At 68.1% G+C, this 21,018-nt stretch carries 13 protein-coding genes; 9 read left to right on the forward strand and 4 right to left on the reverse strand.

What is annotated here, in order from left to right; all coding sequences use genetic code 11:
- Positions 1 to 58 precede the first annotated feature (58 nt).
- The 8 genes from ABDV68_RS00360 (at position 59) to ABDV68_RS00395 (ending at position 15,876) form a co-directional block, all read left to right on the forward strand.
- Positions 59 to 2,071: a glycoside hydrolase family 97 protein gene (locus ABDV68_RS00360; RefSeq protein WP_343517653.1), complete on the forward strand. Its 2,013-nt coding sequence runs from the start codon at positions 59 to 61 to the stop codon at positions 2,069 to 2,071.
- Between the two features lie 575 nt (positions 2,072 to 2,646).
- Positions 2,647 to 5,484: a TonB-dependent receptor gene (locus ABDV68_RS00365; RefSeq protein ID WP_343517654.1), complete on the forward strand. Its 2,838-nt coding sequence runs from the start codon at positions 2,647 to 2,649 to the stop codon at positions 5,482 to 5,484.
- Positions 5,485 to 5,548: 64 nt separating this feature from the next.
- Entirely contained in the window at positions 5,549 to 7,201 is a 1,653-nt protein-coding gene (locus ABDV68_RS00370) for an amidohydrolase family protein (protein ID WP_343517656.1), read from the forward strand.
- 12 nt (positions 7,202 to 7,213) lie between these two features.
- Entirely contained in the window at positions 7,214 to 9,004 is a 1,791-nt protein-coding gene (locus tag ABDV68_RS00375) for a DUF885 family protein (RefSeq protein WP_343517657.1), read from the forward strand.
- Positions 8,994 to 11,366 carry a glycoside hydrolase family 127 protein gene (locus ABDV68_RS00380; protein WP_343517658.1) on the forward strand — a complete coding sequence of 791 codons (2,373 nt, stop codon included), beginning with the start codon at positions 8,994 to 8,996 and terminating at the stop codon, positions 11,364 to 11,366. Before ABDV68_RS00375 ends, ABDV68_RS00380 begins: the two co-directional genes overlap by 11 nt.
- A gap of 14 nt (positions 11,367 to 11,380) precedes the next feature.
- A complete protein-coding gene (locus ABDV68_RS00385; RefSeq protein ID WP_343517659.1) occupies positions 11,381 to 13,114 on the forward strand; it encodes a DUF885 family protein in 1,734 nt (577 codons plus the stop codon).
- Positions 13,115 to 13,133: 19 nt separating this feature from the next.
- Complete coding sequence (locus ABDV68_RS00390) at positions 13,134 to 14,699, forward strand: peptidase S10 (RefSeq protein ID WP_343517660.1); 1,566 nt, start codon at positions 13,134 to 13,136, stop codon at positions 14,697 to 14,699.
- A gap of 19 nt (positions 14,700 to 14,718) precedes the next feature.
- Positions 14,719 to 15,876: an alpha/beta fold hydrolase gene (locus ABDV68_RS00395; protein ID WP_343517662.1), complete on the forward strand. Its 1,158-nt coding sequence runs from the start codon at positions 14,719 to 14,721 to the stop codon at positions 15,874 to 15,876.
- A gap of 29 nt (positions 15,877 to 15,905) precedes the next feature.
- On the opposite strand, the gene ABDV68_RS00400 is transcribed toward ABDV68_RS00395, so the two are convergent.
- From ABDV68_RS00400 to ABDV68_RS00415, 4 genes are all read right to left on the reverse strand, one after another.
- Positions 15,906 to 16,130: a hypothetical protein gene (locus ABDV68_RS00400; RefSeq protein ID WP_343517663.1), complete on the reverse strand. Its 225-nt coding sequence runs from the start codon at positions 16,128 to 16,130 to the stop codon at positions 15,906 to 15,908.
- A gap of 204 nt (positions 16,131 to 16,334) precedes the next feature.
- The gene (locus tag ABDV68_RS00405; protein WP_343517664.1) at positions 16,335 to 17,771 is read right to left on the reverse strand and encodes an amino acid permease; all 1,437 of its coding nucleotides are present in this window, start codon (positions 17,769 to 17,771) and stop codon (positions 16,335 to 16,337) included.
- A gap of 17 nt (positions 17,772 to 17,788) precedes the next feature.
- On the reverse strand, positions 17,789 to 18,784 hold the full coding sequence (locus ABDV68_RS00410) for a 4-hydroxyproline epimerase (protein ID WP_343517673.1): 996 nt from the start codon (positions 18,782 to 18,784) through the stop codon (positions 17,789 to 17,791).
- Positions 18,784 to 19,692, reverse strand: a complete 909-nt coding sequence (locus ABDV68_RS00415) for a dihydrodipicolinate synthase family protein (protein WP_343517674.1) — start codon at positions 19,690 to 19,692, stop codon at positions 18,784 to 18,786. The genes ABDV68_RS00410 and ABDV68_RS00415 overlap by 1 nt, the downstream gene beginning before the upstream one ends.
- 60 nt (positions 19,693 to 19,752) lie before the next feature.
- Between ABDV68_RS00415 and ABDV68_RS00420 the strand changes: the two genes are divergently transcribed.
- Positions 19,753 to 21,018 (forward strand): FAD-binding oxidoreductase, encoded by a 1,266-nt coding sequence (locus ABDV68_RS00420; protein WP_343517665.1) that lies wholly within the window; start codon positions 19,753 to 19,755, stop codon positions 21,016 to 21,018.

The raw sequence follows: 21,018 nt of genomic DNA on the forward strand, positions 1-21,018 counted from the left end.
GCGAGCCAGCGCCTCGCCCCGTTCGACCCGATCCGCCTTCCACGAAAGAGACCGCCCGATGATCCTGCGCATCCTCATCCTGCTGGTCTTGATCGTAGCGCCCGCCACTGCCGGCGCCGCGGAATGCGCGCAGTCGCCGGGCAAGGTGATCGAGCTGTGCGTGTCGGTCGCGCAGGGCGAGGCGCGCTATGAGGTCCGCCGCAACAGCAACATTCTGTTCGCGCCCGGACGCCTCGGCCTCGACTTCAAGGGGGAGCCCGCCGCCCGGTTCACGGCGCTGACCGGGGCCGAGCGGCGGGCGGTCGACACCAGCTGGCAGCAGCCTTGGGGCGAGCAACGGGTGATCCGCGACCATCATGTCGAGCTCGCCGTCACGCTGGCCGGCGACACCCCGCTCAATCGCGCGGTTCGCGTCGTCTTCCGGCTGTTCGATGACGGCTTTGGCTTTCGCTATGCCTATGACGCGATCCCCACCGGTCAGGCTGTCGAGGTCGCGGGAGAGCGAACCGAGTTCCGTCCGGCCGGCGCGTGGCAGGCCTGGTGGTACCAGGCGCTCGGCGCGGACCGCGACGAATATCTCTACACCCAGACCGACGCCCGCCGCATCACGCTCGCCGAGACGCCGCTGACGATGCGGGGCGCGGACGGCCTGCATCTTTCCTTCCACGAAGCCGCGCTGGTCGATTTCCCGAGCATGCTGCTGCAGGGCGACGGCGCAGGCACGCTCAAGGCGTGGCTGATGCCGCTGCCCGACGGCATCGCCGCGCGCAGGACCGGCCCGTTCGTCACGCCATGGCGCACCGTGCTGATCGGCGACAGCGCTGCCGCGCTCGCCGACAGCCGCATCACGCTCAACCTCAACGACCCCAGCAAGCTCGGCGACGTCAGCTGGTTCAAGCCCGGCAAATATGTCGGCGTGTGGTGGGAGATGCACCTCAACAAGACCAGCTGGGGCAGCGGCGCCTATCACGGCGCGACCACCGCCAACGTCAAGCGCTACATCGACTTCGCCGCCAAATACGGCTTCGACGGCGTGCTGGTCGAGGGATGGAACAAGGGCTGGGACGGCGACTGGATCGCCAATGGCGACAAGTTCAGCTTCACCCAGGCCTACCCCGATTTCGACCTTCCCGCGCTGGCCGCCTATGGCAAGGCGCGCGGGGTCAGGCTGATCGGGCATAACGAGACCGCCGGCGCCGTGCCCAATTACGAGGCGCAACTCGCCGGCGCGCTCAAGCTCTATGCCGATGCCGGCGTGTCGGTGATCAAGACCGGCTATGTCCGCCCGAGCGGCACCTTGGTCGATGCCGCAGGCGGCCAGCATTGGTTCGCCGACCAGTATCTTGTGCGCCATCACTTGCATGTCGTCGAAGAGGCGGCGAAGCGCCGCATCGCGATCAACACGCATGAGCCGGTCAAGGACACCGGGCTACGCCGCACCTGGCCCAGCTGGGTCAGCCGCGAAGGCGCGCGCGGGCAGGAGTTCAACGCCTGGGGCAACCCCACCAACCCGCCCGAGCATGTGACGATCCTGCCCTTCACACGAATGCTCGCCGGGCCGATGGACTATACGCCGGGCATTTTCGACCTCACCCAAGGAAAGAGCGAGCTGACGCGCCGCGTCCAGTCGACGCTGGCCACGCAGCTGGCGCTCTACGTCGTGCTCTACTCGCCGATCCACATGGCGGCCGACCTGCCCGAGAATTACACGGCGCGGCTCGACGCCTTCCAGTTCATCCGCGACGTGCCGACCGACTGGGAGATGTCGAAGACACTGGCTGGCGAGGTCGGCGACTATGCCGTGGTGGCCCGCCAGCCACGCGGCGGGCGGGACTGGTTTCTCGGCGCGGTGACCGACGAGAATCCGCGCAAGTTGATCCAGCCGCTCGATTTCCTTGCGCCGGGCAAGCGCTACGAGGCGCAGATCTATCGCGACGCGCCCGATGCTGACTTCCGGCACAATCCGCTCGCACTCGAGATCGAACGTCGCGTCGTCACCGGTGCCGACCGGCTCGAGCTGGCGCTTCGTCCCGGCGGAGGGACGGCGATCCGCTTCAAGCCGCTGGACTAGGTTCGGCCGCCTTTCGTCGTGGTGGGCCGCTCGCCACGTCGAGCTGCCAGACCCGGGTATGGGGCATGCCGATGCGATCGGCATATGCGTGGTGAACAGCGCGAACTTGCCGTCGCGCGAGACCTGCGGGTCGGCGACCGAGCGCAGATGAAAGAGATCGGCGCTCATCAATCCCCGCCTTGCTTGGAGGCGGGACGCGCCGCGCGGTCGGGCGCGAGAGTGGTTGAGTCTGTTGCGCCAATATAGGGGGCCGCGGTGCCCGCCCGACGCCGACGAGCGCGAACGTGGCCGGTAGTTGAGCCCCGCTTCGTAAACCGATCCCCATCTCGACCTCCCCATCAGAACACGATTCCGGGAATGGCCCTCCTCCCGCATTGACTCGTTCAGTTCTTTGTATATCGTGTTTCGTATACAGAACAGAGCCGATACCGTCAGGAAGAACGAAAATCGGGAGCGGATCGCGCTCCGGACCGACAGGGAGGTCGACTATGGGTACGGATTTCCGTTTCCGCGCAACTGGGCGCGCGGGGTGGTTGCTTCTTTCGACAACGTTGCTCTGCGCACCGGCAATAGCGATGGCTCAGAACGCGCCGGCTGAAGGCGCGGCGCAGGAGCCCGAAATCGTCGTCACCGGATCGCGCCTGGTACGCACGGATCTCACTGCTCCCAGCCCCACCACGGTGGTCGGCGAGGAGGATATCCAGACCACAAGCAGCGTGACGCTCGAAAAGACGCTCAACGAATACCCGCAGCTTGCCGCGGGCAATACGTCCACCGTCAATAACGGCGGCGGGGCGGGCGTGCTGCCGGCGAACCTGCGCGGCCTCGGCGCCACGCGGACGCTCACGCTCGTCAACGGCCGGCGGTTCATCCCCGCCGACTCGAACGGCTCGGTCGATTTGTCGAGCATTCCCGACGCGCTGATCAAGCGAGTCGAGATCATCACCGGCGGCGCCTCGGCGGTCTATGGTTCGGACGCGATCGCTGGTGCGGTCAACTTCATCCTCGACGACAATTTCCGCGGCCTGCAGGTGTCGGCCCAGGCCGGCATCACCGATCGCGGCGACGCCGGGTCGAAGAAGCTCGGCGTCACCTATGGCGTCAATCTCGAGGACGGCCGCGGCAACATCGCGCTCGCCGTCGGCTGGGCCAAGCAGGACCCGATCACGCAGGCGAGCCGGCCATTCGGCAAGGTGCCGCTCGCGGAGATCGGCGGCCAGCTGGTCTATTCGGGGTCGGGCAGCATCCCCGGCACGCGCGTTCCGCTGAGCGCCGCGCAGCGCGCGCAGCTGGTGGGCGTCAACATGACCCCGGGCGGCACCTGCACCTCGATCACCGGCATCCGCTTCGGCACCGACGGCACGCCCTTGCCCTATTGCCAGCCGGAGGACACCTACAACTACGCGCCGTTCAATCTGCTTCAGCGCCCGGTCGAGCGCGTCAACGTCTCGGCGATCGCGCACTACGACATCACCGAAGGGATCACGGCATATACCGAGGCTTTCTACGTCAACACGCGCAACGACTCGCAGCTCGCGCCCGATTCCTTCACTCCGGTCACGCCGGGCGCGGCGTCCTCGACGTTGCTCGTGCCCAACTACGCCACCAGCGTCGCGCTGTCGCCCGCGGTGCGTCAGTTCTTCATCAACAACCGCGCGATCTTCGATCCCGACAATGACGGCACCGCCGCCGTGGTCGGCAGCGGCCGCCGCGCCGACGAGCTCGGCACGCGCGACAGCTTCTACGAGCGCCAGTCCTATGCGATCACGAGCGGGCTGCGCGGCGAGTTCAAGCTCGGCGCAGGCGACTGGCGCTGGGACGTCTTCTACCAGTATCTGCGCAACCGCACCGACACGCGCAGCGAAGGCGTGATCAACCAGACTCGCCTCAGCCTGGGCCTCGACGCGGTGCTGAACGGCGCCGGCCAGCCGGTCTGCCGCTCGGGCGTGCAGGGCTGCGTGCCGGTGTCGATCTTCGGCCTTGGTGCGATCACCCCGCAGGCGGGCGCCTACCTCACGCCGACGCGCGCCAGCTACGACATCTTCCAGCGCCAGGTCGCGGGCGCCTCGCTCAGCGGCGTGCTGCTCAAGCTGCCGGCGGGCGAGGTGCCGATCGCGGTCGGCGTCGAGTATCGCAAGGACAAATACCAGTCGACGCCCAGCGCGATGGACCTCAACGGCGAATATGGCGCGGCGTCCAACAACGCGCTCGCCGGCGAGTTCGACGTGAAGGAAGTGTTCGGCGAGCTGCGTATTCCGATCCTGTCCAACACGCCCTTCTTCGAGACGCTCGCGATCGAAGGCGCCGCGCGCTATTCCGACTATTCGACCGTCGGCGGGGTGTTCACCTGGAAGGTCGGCGGCGAATATGCGCCGGTCAAATGGATCCGCATCCGCGGCGCCTACAACAGCGCGATCCGCGCGCCGAACATCAACGAGCTCTATTCGGCGGTCGGCCGCGGCTTCACCGGCGGCACCGACCCGTGCGCCCGGCCGGGCAGCGGCGCAGACAACCGCAGCGCCGCGCTCAAGCAGTTCTGCGTCTCGCAGGGCATCCCCGCCGCCGAGATCGACACCTTCACCCAGGCCACGCTCGGCCTGACCGAGGAGAGCGGCGGCAATCCCAACTTGCGCGAGGAGAAATCGAAGACCTATACGGTCGGCGCTGTGATCTCGCCGCCGTTCATCCCGGGGCTCAACTTCACGGTCGACTATTTCAACGTCGAGGTCGAGGACGCGATCTTCACCGTCAACGCCCAGCAGACGCTGAACGACTGCTACACCAATCTCGACGCAACCACGCCGACCTGCCAGTCGGTGTTCCGCCTGCCCGGCGGCCAGATCGACTATGTGCGCACCAACCTCAACAACATCGGTTCGCTCAAGGTCCGCGGCCTCGACGCCCAGATCGACTATCGCTTCACGCTTCCCCCCGCGCTCGGGATCGGCGGCGAGGATGCGAAGCTCGACCTGAAGGGGGTCGCGAGCTGGCTGTTCGAACGCTCGATCCAGACGCTGAGCAGCGTGCCGCCACAGGATTGCGCGGGCTTTTACGGCGCGGGCTGCTCGTCGGGCAGCGGCGGCTTCATCATCCCGGACTTCAAGCTCAACCTCAGCGCCGCCTACAGCAGCGGGCCGATCGACATCCGCGCGCAGGGCCGGATGATCGGCAATCTCGAAGCCTACCCAACGGTGACCACGATCGTGAAGAAATCGCCGTCGGTCTGGTATTTCGACCTGACCACGACCTTCCGCGCGAGCGAGCAGTTCACCTTCATGCTCGGCGTCGAGAACCTGCTCGACAAGATGCCGCCGATCCTCGGCACGACCTTCGTCGGCGACGCGAACGTCGACGTATCGCTCTACGATACGCTCGGCCGGCGTTTCTTCGCCGGCGTGCGGATGAAGTTCTAGCACCCCCTCGGCTGGTGGCGTGAACCCTGCGCCACCAGCCACCCTTTTCGCGGAAGGTCGACCGATGACGCTTCGCTTTTCCAGTTTCGCGGTGCTGCTCGCCGCCGCTTCGATGCTCGCCGCGCCGCTCGCCGTCACCGCGCGTCCGCAGGAGGCGAAGGCGTCTGCCGACATCATCCCGGGGCGTACGCTCGGCATCGGCCCGTTCCAGCGCGTGGTGCTGCGCAACGTCACGATGATCGACGGCACCGGCGCGCCCGCGCAGGGGCCGGTCGACATCGTGCTCTCGGGCGACCGCATCGCCGAGATCCGAACGATCGGCGTGCCCGGCGCGATCGACCCCAAGTCGCGCGCGGCGCCGGGCGATCACGAGATCGACTTGACCGGCCACTATGTCATGCCCGGCTTCGTCGACGCGCACACGCATCTCCACAACACGCAGGACGAGCAGGGCGTCCCCGCCGACTATGTGCTCAAGCTGTGGATCGCCAGCGGCATCACCACCGTGCGCGAGGTCGGCAGCAACCGGCCGATCGAATGGCTGGCCGAGGTCAAGGCGCGCAGCGCGCGCAACGAGATCGTCGCGCCGCGGATCGACATCTATCCCTTCTTCCATCGCATCCGCTCGACCCCGGTCAACGATGCGGTGAGCGCCCGCGCCGCGATCAACGAGGCCAAGCGCCGCGGCGCCGACGGCATCAAGTTCATCGGCGGCGCCGAGGACGTGCTGTTCGCCGCGATCGACGAGGCCAGGAAGATCGGCCTCCACACCACGATGCACCACGCCCAGCCGGTGGTCGCTTATGCCAACGTGCTCGACACGTCCAAGGCCGGGCTCGAATCGATGGAACATTGGTACGGCCTGCCCGAGGCGATGTTCACCGATCGCCAGCTCCAGCGCTGGCCCAACGAATTTGTCAACAATGACGAGCAGGACCGCTTCGGCGAGTCCGGCAAGCTGTGGCTCCAGGCCGCCGAGCCCGGCTCGGAAAAATGGGAAAGCGTGATGTCGACGCTGCTCGAGCGCAACTTCGCGCTCGATCCCACCTTCACCGCCTATCTCGCCAGCCGCGACCTGATGCGGATGAGCCGCGCGGTGTGGCACGACGAATATACCCATCCCGCGCTATGGGACTTCTATCGCCCGAGCCGCGAGCATCACGGCTCCTACTGGTTCGACTGGACGACCGAGCACGAGGTCGCGTGGAAGGACAATTACCGCCGCTGGATGACCTTCGTGAACGAGTACAAGAACCGCGGCGGCATCGTCACCGTGGGCTCGGACTCGGGCTATATCTACAACCTCTACGGCTTCGGCTACGCGCAGGAGATGGAACTGCTGCGCGAGGCGGGCTTCTCGCCGCTCGAGGTGATCCACGCCGCCACCCAGCAGGGCGCCCGGCTGCTCGGCCATGCCGACCAGCTCGGCACGATCCGCGTCGGCCGCAAGGCGGACCTGGTGGTGGTGAAGGGCAATCCGCTCGCCAATCTCAAGCTGCTGTTCGGCACCGGCACGCTCAAGCTCAACGACGCGACGGGCAAGCCCGAGCGCGTCGGCGGCATCGTGTGGACGATCAAGGACGGCATTCTCTACGACGCCAAGGCGTTGCGCGCGGACATCCGCCGCATCGTCGCCGAGGCCAAGGCGGCGCGCGGGATCGCACCCGGCCCGATGCCGATCGAAGCTCTCGACACCCACGCGCTGACTCATGACTGAGAAGGATAGCCCATGCTGAATCGTGCCCTGATCCCGCTCGCCGTCCTCGCCGCGATGCCGGCCGTCGCCCACGCCCAGGCGCCGGCCCAAGCGCCCGCTGCGGGCAGCGCCGACGCGCGGCTCAAGGCGCTGTACGAGCGCGAATGGGCGTGGCGCCAGCAGCAGGGGCTGCGCGGCAATCGCGGCGGCGACGATGATGGCGGGCCCGCGACGCTGCCCAAGATCGATGCCGCGACGCAGAAGGCGCGCCTCGACTATTGGACCAAGATCCTCGCCGAGCTCGACACCATCCCCGAGGCGCAGCTCTCGCCCGACGAGAAGGTCAACGCCGCGGTGTTCCGCCAGTCGATCACGACCATGGCGAACGAGATCCGCTTCAAGACCTATGAAGCGCCGTTCAACTCGGACACCTTCTTCTGGTCCGGCCTCAGCCCGCGTTCGGGCGGCTTCCGCACCGCGCAGGGCTATCGCAACTATATCGCCCGGATGCGCGACCTGCCGCGCTATTTCGACGACCAGATCGCCAACATGCGCGCTGGCATCGCGCGCGGCTACACCGTGCCGCGCGTCTCCGCCACCGGCCGCGAGGAGACGGCCAAGCCCTATCTGCCCGCCGATCGCAGCAACAGCTTCTTCGACCCGTTCAAGGCGATGCCCTCGAGCATCCCGGCCGCGGAGCAGGCGGCGCTGACGGCGGAGGGCGAGAAGGCGATCCGCGAGGCGGTCGCGCCCGCCTATGCCAAGCTCTACGCCTTCCTCAAGAACGAGTATCTGCCCAAGACGCGAACCGTGCTCGCCGGCGAGAGCCTGCCCGACGGCAAGGCCTTCTACCAGGCGCAGATCAAGGGCTTCACCACGCTCGACCTCACCGCCGAGCAGATCCACGAGATCGGCCGCAAGGAAGTCGCGCGCATCCGCGCCGAGATGGAGAAGGTCAAGGCCAAGGCCGGCTTCCAGGGCGATCTGCCCGCCTTCATGGAATTCCTGCGCACCGACCCGCAATTCTACGCCAAGACCCCGTACGAGCTGCTCGCCAAATCGGCCTATGTCGCCAAGAAGATGGACGCCAAGCTGCCCGAGACGATCGGCTTCCTGCCGCGCCGCCGCTTCGCGATCCTGCCCGTGCCCGCGGCCCTCGCGCCGATCTACACCGGCGGCCGCGGCGGGCTCGAGAGCTGCCTGATGAACACCTACAACCTGCCGTCGCGGCCGCTCTACACCTTGCCCTCGCTCACGCTCCACGAGTGCAATCCAGGCCACAGCTTCCAGGCGGCGGTGGCGCAGGAGGCGATCCGCCGGCCGGCTTTCCGCCGCGCCACCGGCTTCTCGGGCTATGGCGAGGGCTGGGCGCTCTATTGGGAGTGGCTGGGCGGCCAGATCGGCATCTACGAGACGCCGTACGAGGAGTTCGGCCAGCTCACCTACGAGATGTGGCGCGCCGCGCGGCTGGTGATCGACACCGGCATCCACCATTATGGCTGGACCCGCGAGCAGGCGCAGCAATTCCTGCGCGACAACGCCGCGCTCTCCAACCACGAGATCGAGACCGAGATCGACCGCTACATCGCCTGGCCGGGGCAGGCGCTCGCCTACAAGCTCGGCGAGATGTTGATCCGCCGCAAGCGCGCCGAGGCGGAGGCCAAGCTCGGCACCGCGTTCGACCAGCGCAACTTCCACGACCTGATCCTGTCGCTCGGCTCGGTGCCGCTGCCGGTGCTCGAGGCGCGGCTCGACCAGTTCATCGCCGACGGCGGCAAGCTGCCCAAGGGCTGGAACCCGGCGCTGCCCGAATATGAGAAATAAGCACGCCTTTTCCAGCGGCCGGCGGGCGCTGCTCGCCGGCGTCGCCGCCGCGGCGTTCCTGCCGGTGCCGCTACTCGCACAGGGTCAAGCCCTGTCGCGACTGCCGGCGGGCCTCGCGCCGCTGCCGCTGGAGCAGGTGCAACTGCTGCCCTCGATCTGGACCAGGGCGCGGGACGCCAACCTCCGCTACCTCCACGCGCTCGAGCCCGACCGGCTGCTCCACATGTTCCGCGCCAACGCCGGGCTGGCGCCGAAGGGCGAGCGTTATGGCGGGTGGGAAAGTGACACCATCGCCGGGCACAGCCTCGGCCATTACCTCACCGCCATCGCCCTGATGCACGCCGCCACGGGCGACGCCGAATGCCGCCGCCGCGCGACCTACATCGTCGACGAACTCGCCGCCTGCCAGGCCGCGAGCGGCGACGGCTATGTCGCCGGCTTCACGCGCAAGAAGGACGGCAAGGAAGAGAACGGCAAGATCATCTTCGCCGAGATCGCCGCGGGCGACATCCGCTCATTGGGCTTCGACCTCAACGGCTGTTGGGTGCCCTTCTACAATTGGCACAAACTCTATGACGGGCTGTTCGCCGCCGCCGATCATTGCGGCGCGACCCGCGCGCTGCCGGTGGCGGTCGCGCTCGGCACCTATATCGACGGCGTCTTCGCAAAACTTGACGACGCGCAGGTGCAGACCGTGCTCGATTGCGAGCATGGCGGAATCAACGAGAGCTTCGCCGAGCTCCACGCGCGCACTCGCGACCCGCGCTGGCTGCGCCTCGCCGAGCGGCTCCGCCACCGCAAGGTGCTCGATCCGCTGGCGCAGGGGCGGGACTCGCTGCCCTGGATCCACGCCAATACCCAGATCCCCAAGCTGATCGGCCTCGCCCGGCTGCACGAGATCACCGGCCGCGCCGATCATGCCGCCGCTGCGCGCTTCTTCTGGGAGACGGTGACGCGCGATTACAGCTACGTCATCGGCGGCAATGCCGACCGCGAATATTTCCCCGCGCCGCGCACCGTCTCGAAGCACATCACCGAGCAGACCTGCGAGAGCTGCAACAGCTACAACATGCTCAAGCTCACCCGCCATCTCTATGGCTGGCGGCCCGAGGCGCGGCTGTTCGACTATTACGAGCGCACCCACCTCAACCACATCCTCGCACACCAGGATCCGGCGACCGGCGCCTTCGCCTATATGGTGCCGCTGATGTCGGGGAGCGCGCGGAGCTGGTCGAAGCCGTTCGACCATTTCTGGTGCTGCGTCGGCACCGGCATGGAGAGCCACGCCAAGCACGGCGATTCCGCCTGGTGGGCGGGCGCGGACACGATCGTCGCCAATCTCTACATCCCCTCGGTCGCGCGCTGGGACAAGGGTGGGGCGGCGCTGCGGATGGAGACCCGCTATCCCTTCGCCGAGACGGTCGAGGTCACCGTCGAGAAGGCGTCGGGCAAGCCGTTCGCGCTGGCGCTGCGCATTCCCGGCTGGTGCCGCGGCGCGACGCTGGCGGTGAACGGCGCGGCCGTGCCGCTCGATGCGCCGGACGGCTATGCGCTGCTGCGCCGGAGCTGGCGCGCGGGCGATCGCGTGACCCTCACGCTGCCGATGGCGCTGCGCAGCGAGGCGACGCCCGATGATCCCTCGACCATCGCGCTGCTCCACGGCCCGCTGGTGCTCGCCGCCGATCTCGGCCCGGCGAGCCAAGCCTTCACCGGCCCCGCACCGGCTTTGGTCGCGGCGAACATCGTGGCGAGCGTCCATCCGGTCGACCGCGCCGCCGCGCGTTTCCGCACCCAGGGGAGCGGCCGGCCCGGCGACCTTGCGCTCGCGCCGTTCTTCAGCCAGGTCGATCGCCGCACCGCCGTCTATTTCCGCGCCTTCGACGATGCCGGCTGGCAGGCCGAGCAGGCCGCCTTCGCCGCCGAGCAGGCGGCCGCCCGCGCGCTCGCCGCGCGATCGGTCGACATCGTCGAGCTCGGCGAGATGCAGCCTGAGCGCGACCACAAGCTCGAGGCGGCGGTCAGCTATCCCGTCACCTATCGCGGCCGCCACGGCCGCGACGCACGGGCAGGGGGCTATTTCAGCTTCACCGCCAAGGTGCGCCCCGGCCCGTTGACCTTGCGCGCCACCTATTGGGGCGAGGAGCGCAACAAGCGCTTCGACATCCTCGTCGACGGCGAGCGCATCGCCACCCAGACGCTCGAGGGCGAGCGTCCCGGCACCTTCTTCGACGTCGACTATCCGATCCCGCTCGCGCTCACCCGCGGCAAGGAAGCGGTGACGATCCGCTTCCAGCCGTCCGATGCCCGCACTCGCTGCGGCCCCGTCTTCGGGGTCCGCATCCTCGCCGAACCCAACGCCTGAACCCGGAGAGCCCGATGCGCTTGTTCGTCTTCCCGCTGCTCGCCTCGGTCGCGCTCGCCGCGCCGGCCCCCGCCCAGACCGCCCCCCAATCTGCCGACGCGCGGCTGAAGGCGCTGTACGACGCCGAATGGCAGTGGCGCACGCAGGAGCTCGGCCTCGACCCCGACGGCGATCGCGAGGGCAGCGACCGGCTGCCGCGCGTCGATCCCGCCAGCCAGGCGCGCCGCGCCGCCTATTGGACCAAGGCGCTCGCCGAGCTCGACAGGATCCCGCTGGCCGAGCTCTCGCCCGAGGAGCGGATCAACGCCGAGGTGTTCCGCACCGCGCTCGAGCGCTTCATGGTCGAGCAGAAGTACCGCGAGTATGAGGACCCGTTCGGCTTCTGGACCTGGATCGCCCCGCGCGGCGGGCTGAGCAGCGTCGCGGCCTATCGCAACTATATCAAGCGCCTCGGCGACATGCCGCGCTATGTCGACGAGCAGATTACCAACATGCGCGCCGGGCTCGCCCGCGGCTTCACCAAGCCGCGCGTCTCGCTCGCCGGCCGCGACGGGCCGATCGCGCCACTCGCCTCGGCGGACCTCGACACCAACCCGCTGTTCACCACCTTCAAGGCGATCCCGGGCAACATCCCGGAGAGCGAGCGCGCCACTTTGGCCGCCGAGGGCCGCACCGCCGCCGCCGCCGCCGCGCCGGCCTTCGCCAAGCTGCGCGCCTTCGTCCGCGACGAGTACATCCCGAAAGCGCGCACCGCCACGGCGGGCGAGGCGCTGCCCGACGGCAAGGCCTATTATGCCGCCAAGATCCGCGAATATACGACGCTCGACCTCACCGCCGACCAGATCCACGAGATCGGGCTCAAGGAGGTCGCGCGCATCGACGCCGACATGAAGGCGACGATGGCCAAGGCCGGGTGGAAGGGCGACTTCGCCGGCTTCCTCCACTTCCTCAAGACCGACCCGCAATTCACCGCGAAGACGCCCTATGAGCTGATGGCCAAGTCGGCCTACGTCGCCAACCGCATCAACGGCCAGCTCAAGTTCCTGGTCGGCCGCCTGCCGCGCTACCGCTTCACGATCCGCCCGACGCCGGACAACATCGCGCCCTTCGCCACCGGCGGCAATGGCGGGCTCGAGAGCTGCCTGATGAACACCTACAATCTGCCGGCGCGGCCGCTCTACACCATCCCGCCGCTCACCGCGCACGAATGCGCCCCGGGCCACAGCTTCCAGGCGGCGCTCGCGCTCGAAGGGCCCAACCGCCCGGCGATCCGCAAGTCGACCTATTTCTCCGGCTATGGCGAGGGCTGGGGACTCTACACCGAATGGCTCGGCATCCAGATGGGCATCTACGAGACGCCCTATGACGAGTTCGGGCGCGAGACTTACGAGATGTGGCGCGCCGCCCGCCTGGTCGTCGACACCGGACTCCATCACAAGGGTTGGACCCGCCAGCAGGCGCTCGACTATATGAAGGCGCACACCGCGCTCTCGGATCACGAGGTCACGATCGAGGTCGATCGTTACATCAACGATCCGGGCCAGGCGCTCGCCTACAAGCTCGGCGAGATGCTGATCCGCCGCAAGCGCGCCGAGGCGGAGGCGAAGCTCGGCGCCAAGTTCGACCAGCGCTGGTTCCACGACACGCTGCTCGGCCTCGGCTCGGTGCCGCTGCCGACGCTCGAGCGCGTGCTCGACCAGTGGATCGCGGGCGGCGGTAAGGATCCGTACGCCGACGCCAAGGACTGATCACAACCGGGGGATTTCCATGCGCCTGATTCTGCTCGCAACCGCCGCCGCGCTGCTCGCGACCGTTCCCGTGGTCGCGCAGAACCGACCGTCCGATGCCGCCGAAAAGCACGTCGAGGGCAATGAGGACAAGGCCGCCGCGAGCGCCGTCGAGCACGCCCAGCCGAGCCGCGGCAGCGTCGCGGTCGGCGGGAGGACGATCGGCTACACCGTCACGCCCGGCACGCTGACCATCCGCAACGACGAGGGCGAGCCGGTCGCGTCGATGTTCTACGTCGCCTATGTCGCCGATCGCGCGAAGGGCGGCGCCGAGCGGCCGCTCACCTTCGCGTTCAACGGCGGCCCGGGCTCGTCGAGCATGTGGCTGCACATGGGTTCGATCGGGCCGGTCAAGGTGCAGGTGCCCGGTACCGGCGTCGAGGCGGGCCCGCCGTTCCGCGTCGGGCCCAACCCGGACACGATCCTCGACAAGAGCGACCTCGTCTTCATCGACGCGATCGGCACCGGCCTGTCGCGCCCGATCGGCAAGGCTAAGGGCGCGGACTTCTGGGGCGTCGACCAGGACATCGACGCCTTCGCGCGCGGCATCATCCGCTACCTCACGATCAACGACCGTTGGAACTCGCCCAAATTCCTGTTCGGCGAGAGCTACGGCACGCTGCGCGCCGCCGGCCTCGTCTACACGCTCGCAGAGCGCGGGGTGCAGTCCAACGGCGTCGTGCTGCTCTCTTCGATCCTCAACTATGGCGTGCGCCAGCCCGGTTATGACCGGATCCATCTGACCCTGTTGCCGAGCTACGCCGCGACCGCCTGGTACCACAATCGCATCCCCGACCGCCCGGCGACGCTCGAGCCGTTCCTGAGCGAAGTGCGCGCCTGGACCAGCGGCCCCTATGCCGCGGCGCTGGAGAAGGGCGACGATCTGCCGCCCGCCGAGCGCGACGCGATCGCCCAGCAGATGAGCGCCTATACCGGGCTTCCGGCGGACTTCCTGATCAAGGCCAATCTGCGCGTCGACCTTGCGCGCTTCCGCAAGGAATTGCTGCGCGACCAGCGGCGTACCGTCGGCCGGCTGGACTCGCGCTTCACCGGCATTGATGCCGACGCGGCTGGCGACGGCCCCGAATATGACGCGACCGACGTCGCGATCACCGGTCCCTATGTCGCCGCGCTCAACCATTATCTGTTCGGCACGCTCGGCTACCGCACCGACCTCAATTACCGCCCGAACTTCTACGCCCAGATCGGCGGCGGGCGCTGGGACCAGAAGCACCGCGCGCCCGGCGGCGGCAATTCAGGCGGCGGCGGGACGATGGCGCTGGCCGCGACCTCGCTCGACCTGTCGGCGGCGATGCGCCGCAACCCGCGGCTCAAGGTGCTGTCGGCGAACGGCTATTACGACTTCGCCACGCCCTTCGGCGGCGCCGAATATGATCTCAAGCATCTCGGGCTCGAGCCGGAGCTGCGCGGCAACATCAGCTACCGCTATTATCCGTCCGGTCACATGGTCTACACCAATCCCGACGCCGCACGGCAGTTCAGAACCGATTTCCTCGCCTTCATCGACGAGGCGACCCGGCCCTGAAGACCGATATCGGGAGAGAATGATGCTGACGACCCTGCTGGCCGGCCTGCTCCAGGCGGCGACCTCCGGCGCGCCGGCCGCGCCGCCGATGGGGTTGCCCGCCGGCGCCGATCCCAGGAACTACCCGCCCGCGCTCCCGCTTCCCGACGCCCCCGGTCCGCGCCAGGACTGGCCGATCCGGGAAGCCGATCATGTGGTGAAGAATTACCGCTTCAACTCGGGCGAGACCTTGCCCGAGGTGCGGATCCACTACACCACGCTCGGCCAGCCCCACCGCAATGCGAAGGGCGAGATCGACAATGCGGTGATGGTGCTCCACGGCACCGGCGGGACCGGCAAGCAGTTCCTCTCGCCCAACTTCGCCAATGAGCTCTACGGCCCGGGCCAGCCGCTCGACATCACCAGATACTGGATCATCCTGCCCGACAATGTCGGCCATGGCGGCTCGTCCAAGCCGTCCGACGGCCTGCGCATGCGCTTTCCGAAGTACGGCTATCGCGACATGGTGACGCTGCAGCACGACCTGCTGACCCGGGGCCTCGGCATCAAGCGCATGCGGCTGATCATGGGTACGTCGATGGGCTGCATGCATTCGTTCCTGTGGGGTGAGATGTATCCCGACGTGCCCCAGGCGCTGATGCCGCTGGCGTGCGAGGTGGTGGAGATCGCCGGGCTCAACCGCACCTGGCGGCAGCTGCTGATCGACGGGGTCAAGGCCGATCCCGCCTGGATGAACGGCGAGTACAAGACTCAGCCGCTGCTAGGCCTGCGCACCGCCGCGTCGATGTCGATCGTGGCCGGCGGGGCGCCGCTCAACGCGCAGGCGCGCATGCCCACCCGCGACCAGGCGATCGAGGCGGCGCGCCGCAGCGTCGAACGCGACGTGGCCAGCCGCGACGCCAACGACCTGATCTATCAGTTCGAATCCTCGAGCGACTACAATCCCTGGCCCGAGCTCGAGAAGATCAAGGCGCCGACCACTTGGATCAACTCGGCGGACGACTTCATCAATCCGCACGGCTTCCCTTATCCGGAGCAGGCGGTGGCGCGCGTGCCGAGCCTCAAGTTCCGCCTGATCCCGGAAACCAGCCTGACCTCCGGCCACGGCACGCACACTTCGGCGCGTTTCTGGAAACAGGATCTGGTCGATCTTCTCGCCCGATCCGAGCAGCGCTGAGCATCCTCGGCGCGAGCCGCCGGGTCGCTTTACCGGCTGGCCTGGTGCACGCGCTGCTCCAGCCGATCGGCGACCGAGCGGCGGATCGGCTGGCCCGCGCGGACCTTGCGCCACGTATTATAGCTGATGCCGAATTGCGGCATCAGCGTTTCGTCGGTCTGACCCTCCAGCGTGGCCGACATCCGGGCGACGATCCCGGCATCCACTGCGCGAAGCGCGGCTCTGCCTTGCTGGCTGGACTCGTTTGATTTCATCCCGGCTTGTCCCTGCAACCTGTCCCTGTAGTACGCGCAACGCACTGATTCGATGTGTATATACAGTATACAATTTATATATGTGGTCCAGTATTTGTTGCTCGCGCACGCTGTGAACGGGGAAGTTTGTCGCGGTGGGCTGCGCGCCTAAACGAAGGGCCCGCCAATTGGGCGAGCCCTTCGCGGTGTTCTGTCGACAGTGGGTCAGCTATCGGCGCCGGCAGCTTTCCGGCCCGCCACGCTGCGCATCCGGCCATAGGCGAAATAGACGATCAGCCCGATCAGGTTCCACCCCAGGAAGCGGGTCAGCGTATGCGTCGGCAGGCTGAACAGCAGATAGAGGCAGCCCAGGATCGCCAGCGTTCCCACCACATAGGGCGCCGGGCAGCGGAACACGCGCGGCAGCTCGGGCATCTTCTTGCGCAGGATCATCATGCACGCCGCCACGGCGATGAAGGCCAGCAGCGTGCCGGCATTGGCGAGCTCGGCGATCTCGTCGAGCCGGAAGAAGCCCGCCACCAGCGCCACGAACACGCCCGTCACGCCGGTGATCAGCGCCGGCGAGCCGGTCCGCTCCGACACGCGGCTGAGGCTGCGCGGCAGCAGCCCGTCGCGCGACATCACGAAGAAGATGCGGCTCTGGCCGTACATCATGACGAGAATGACCGAGGGCAGCGCGATCAGCGCCGCCAGCCCGATCGCCCAGGCGGCGAGCGGATGGTCGAGCATGCGCAGCACATAGGCGAGCGGCTCGGCCGACTTGCCGAGCTCGACATAGCTGACCGCGCCGATCGCTGCGAAGGCGACCGCCATGTAGATCAGCGTGCACGCCGCCATCGACCCGATGATGCCGATGGTGAGGTCGCGGCCCGGGTTCTTGGCTTCCTCGGCCGAGGTCGCCACCGCGTCGAAGCCGTAGAAGGCGAAGAACACGATCGCCGCGGCCGCCATCACGCCGCGCGTGGTGCCGCCCTCGACATGGCTGGCGAAGCCATAGGGCATGAACGGCTCGAAATTGGCGCCGGTGAAGGCGGGCAGCGCCAGCGCCACGAACAGGGCGAGCGCGGTCATCTTGATGACGACGAGGATGATGTTGAAGGTCGCGCTCTCGCGCGTGCCGGCGATCAGCATGCCGGCGATGGCGAGCGCCACCAGCACGGCGGGCAGGTTGATGATCCCCCCGGCATGCGGTCCCGACAGCAGCATCGCGGGCAGGTGAATGCCGGCCGCTTCGACCCAGCCGACGAGATAGGCCGACCAGCCCACCGCCACCGTGCTGCACGCCAGCGAATATTCGAGGATCAGGCTCCACCCGACGATCCACGCGACCGACTCGCCGATCACCGAATAGGTATAGGTATAGGCGCTGCCCGCGGTGGGGATCAGCGTCGCCATCTCGGCATAGGCGAGCGCCGCGCAGGCGCACACCGCGCCGGCGATGGCGAAGGCCAGGATCACGGCCGGCCCGGCGCGGTCGGCGCCGACGCCGGTGAGCGTGTAGATGCCGGTGCCCACGATGGCGCCGATGCCGAGCGCGATCAGATGCGGCCAGCTCAGCGTCTTGCGGAGCTCGCGCCCCTGCTCCGCGCCCTGCGTGTGGAGCGGCTTGCGTGGCCCCAATATTCCTCGCGCCAAGGACATTCCCCTCTTGTTGCTGTTCAGACCACCGTGAATCCTGCCCAGAACGGGTCTTCGCGGTCGATCCAGATCGTGTTGAAGCCGGTGGCGATCGCCGAACCCTCGATCGAGGGGATGATCGCGGGCAGGTCGCCCACGCTCGTCGCCGCCTCGACCCGGCCGATGAAGCGGCTGCCGATATAGCTTTCGTGGACGAAGCGATCGCCCACCTCCAGCCGGCCGGTGGCGGTGAGATGTGCGAGGCGCGCCGAGGTGCCGGTGCCGCACGGGCTGCGGTCGATCGCGCGCTCGCCATAGAAGACGGCGTTGCGTCCGTCCGCGCCTTCGCCCTTGGGCTCGTCCGCCCAGAGGAGGTGCGTGACGCCGCGGATCGTCGGCTCGAGCGGGTGCACCGGCTCATAGGCCTCGCGCACCATCGTGCGGATCGTGCGGCTCAGCTCGACGATCCGCGCGGCGCCGAGGTCGTCGAGCCCGGCATAGGGGCCCTGCGGCTCGATGATCGCATAGTAATTGCCGCCATAGGCGACATCGATCGACAGCGGACCGAAGCCGGGTACGTCGATCTCGAGCCCTCGTCTGGCGAGATAGGCGGGGACGTTGCGGATCTTCACCGAACGCACCCGGTCGCCCTCGGCTTGGTACTCGATCTCGATCTGCCCGGCGGGGACTTCGACCTTGAGCTTGCCGGGTTCGCGCGGCTGGATCAGCCCCTGTTCGAGCCCGAAGGTGATCATGCCGATCGTGCCGTGCCCGCACATCGGCAGGCATCCGCTCGTCTCGATGAACAGGATCGCGCAATCGGCGTCGCCGGCGGGCGGATAGAGGAAGCCGCCGGACATCATGTCGTGTCCGCGCGGCTCGAAGCACAGGCCGGTGCGGATCCAGTCGAACCGCGCCAGGAAGTCCTGGCGCCGCTCGGCCATGTTGCTGCCCTTCAACAGCGGCGCACCGCCGGCCACCAGCCGGACGGGATTGCCGGCTGTGTGACCGTCGATGCAGAAGAAGGTATGGCGCATCAGGCGGTTGCGGCCGCAAGCGTCGGGCGCGTCGCCGCGCACTTCTCGACCATCGCGATCACCTCGGCGCGCCGCGCGCCCTCGAGCGGGAGGCGCGGCATGCGCACGCGCTCCGATCCGCGGCCCATGATCTGCTCGGCGAGCTTGATCGACTGGACCAGGTCGTGATCCGCATCGAGGTGGAGCAGCGGCATGAACCAGCGATAGATGCGCCGCGCCTCCATCCAGTCGCCGCGCTCGACCGCCTTGACCAGCGCGACCGACTCCTGCGGGAAGGCGCTGGTGAGCCCGGAGACCCAGCCGGTCGCGCCGAGCAGCAGGCCTTCGAGCGCGACGTCGTCCAGCCCGGCCATCACCACGTAGCGATCGCCATAGCGATTGATCGTGTCCGTCACGCGCCGGGGGTCGGGCGCGCTTTCCTTCACCGCGATAATGTTCGCCACCGGCACGAGCTTGTCCAGCGTGTCGAAGCCGATCGATACGCGATAGGCAGGCGGATTGTTGTAGAGCATGATCGGCAGCGACGTCGCCTCGGCAACGGTGCGGAAATGCATGTAGAGTTCTTCGGGCTTGGGCACATAGACCATCGCCGGCAGCACCATCAGGCCGTCGATGCCGATCGCTTCCGCATCGGTCGCATAGGCAGCCGCGCTCGCCGTGGTGAATTCGGAGACGCCCGTGATCAGCGGCACGCGCCCGCCCACCGCTTCCACCGCCGCGCGCAGCACCGCGCGCTTCTCCCCGGGCTCGAGCGAATTGTTCTCGCCGCAGGTGCCGAGCAGGATGAGACCGTTCACGCCATCGTCCACCAGGGCGCTGAGCACCTTCTGCGTCGCGGCGATATCGACCGAACCGTCCGGGGCAAATTGAGTGGTCGCGGCCGGATAGACTCCGGACCACATGGGCATGTCGAATTTCACTGAAGAACCTCCGTTGAACTGAGAGTCGTATACGATATAAGATTGTACATGCCAACACGGAAAATCACACCGCAGCGCGCGCTCGTGGTCGGCGGCGGAATCGTCGGCCTCAGCGCGGCGATCGATCTCCAGCGCCGGGGACTCGCCACTGAACTGGTGACCGCGAGTCCCATGCGCGGCACCGCGTCCTGGGGAAATGCCGGTCATATCGCGGTCGAGCAAGTGGAGCCGCTGGCGTCGTTCGCGACGATCCGGAGCTTCCCGCGCCGGCTGTTCGCGCGCGGCGGCGCACTCGGCCTGCCGCCCGGCGACATCCGTGCCTGGCTGCCATTCTCGCTGCGCCTGGTCGGCGCCGCCCGACCGCGATCCTTCGCGCGCGGCGCCGCGGCGCTCAGCGCTGCGCTGGCCGAGGCGACGCCCGCCTGGCGCCGCTTGCTGGACACCGTCGCAGCGCCGCAGCTGCTGGTCGATTCGGGCCATTTCATCGTCTGGGAGACGCCGGAGACCGCGGCGCGGAATCGCGCGCACTGGATGGGCGCGCCCATTGGCACGGCGCGCGTGCGCGATGCCTCGCCCGAAGAGATCGCTCTGCTCCGGGCGCTGGTAGCGCAGCCGATCGCCGGCGCGGTCAAGGTGGAGGGGAGCGGGCAGATCGCCGATCCCGATGCGCTCGCCGATGCGCTCGAACGGGGATTTGCGCGCTTGGGCGGCGAAATCCGTATCGGGCACGTCCAATCGCTGGTGCAACGGGCCGACGGTCAGGTCGTCGCGCTGCTCGACCACGGCGAAGCGCTGGAGGCCGATGCGATCGTGGTGGCGACCGGTGCGGCGACGCCGCCGCTGCTGGAGCCCCTCGGTCACCGCGTGCCGCTGATCGCCGAGCGCGGCTATCATATCCAGTCCGCCGGCACCGGCTGGCCCGCGGACCTGCCGCCTGTGGTGTTCGAGGATCGCTCGATGATCGTCACGCGCTTCGCCTCGGGCCTGCGCGCGGCGAGCTTCGTCGAGTTCGGCCGGCTTGCCAGCCCGCCCGACCCGCGCAAATGGGCGCGGCTCCATGCCCATGCCGAAGCGCTCGGCCTGCCGATCGGCACGGATGCCGTTCCCTGGATGGGCGCGCGTCCGACGTTCCCGGACTATCTGCCGGCGATCGGGCGCAGCGCGCGCGCGAACAATCTCTTCTACGCCTTCGGCCACCAGCATCTGGGGCTCACGCTCGGCCCGATCACCGGCGAGGCGATCGGCGCGCTGGTGACGGGGCAGGCGCCCGCGCTCGACCTCGCGCCGTTCGATCTGCGGCGTTTCCGGGGCTAG

The sequence above is a fragment of the Sphingomonas sp. genome, assembly GCF_039595165.1.
Taxonomy (GTDB): domain Bacteria; phylum Pseudomonadota; class Alphaproteobacteria; order Sphingomonadales; family Sphingomonadaceae; genus Sphingomonas.

Bases quoted from the DNA above. Each gene is read 5' to 3' on its own strand.
- ABDV68_RS00360 (WP_343517653.1), top strand. From the start codon at position 59: ATGATCCTGCGCATCCTCATCCTGCTGGTCTTGATCGTAGCGCCCGCC.
- ABDV68_RS00365 (WP_343517654.1), top strand. From the start codon at position 2,647: ATGGCTCAGAACGCGCCGGCTGAAGGCGCGGCGCAGGAGCCCGAAATC.
- ABDV68_RS00370 (WP_343517656.1), top strand. From the start codon at position 5,549: ATGACGCTTCGCTTTTCCAGTTTCGCGGTGCTGCTCGCCGCCGCTTCG.
- ABDV68_RS00375 (WP_343517657.1), top strand. From the start codon at position 7,214: ATGCTGAATCGTGCCCTGATCCCGCTCGCCGTCCTCGCCGCGATGCCG.
- ABDV68_RS00380 (WP_343517658.1), top strand. From the start codon at position 8,994: ATGAGAAATAAGCACGCCTTTTCCAGCGGCCGGCGGGCGCTGCTCGCC.
- ABDV68_RS00385 (WP_343517659.1), top strand. From the start codon at position 11,381: ATGCGCTTGTTCGTCTTCCCGCTGCTCGCCTCGGTCGCGCTCGCCGCG.
- ABDV68_RS00390 (WP_343517660.1), top strand. From the start codon at position 13,134: ATGCGCCTGATTCTGCTCGCAACCGCCGCCGCGCTGCTCGCGACCGTT.
- ABDV68_RS00395 (WP_343517662.1), top strand. From the start codon at position 14,719: ATGATGCTGACGACCCTGCTGGCCGGCCTGCTCCAGGCGGCGACCTCC.
- ABDV68_RS00400 (WP_343517663.1), bottom strand. From the start codon at position 16,130: ATGAAATCAAACGAGTCCAGCCAGCAAGGCAGAGCCGCGCTTCGCGCA.
- ABDV68_RS00405 (WP_343517664.1), bottom strand. From the start codon at position 17,771: ATGTCCTTGGCGCGAGGAATATTGGGGCCACGCAAGCCGCTCCACACG.
- ABDV68_RS00410 (WP_343517673.1), bottom strand. From the start codon at position 18,784: ATGCGCCATACCTTCTTCTGCATCGACGGTCACACAGCCGGCAATCCC.
- ABDV68_RS00415 (WP_343517674.1), bottom strand. From the start codon at position 19,692: ATGCCCATGTGGTCCGGAGTCTATCCGGCCGCGACCACTCAATTTGCC.
- ABDV68_RS00420 (WP_343517665.1), top strand. From the start codon at position 19,753: ATGCCAACACGGAAAATCACACCGCAGCGCGCGCTCGTGGTCGGCGGC.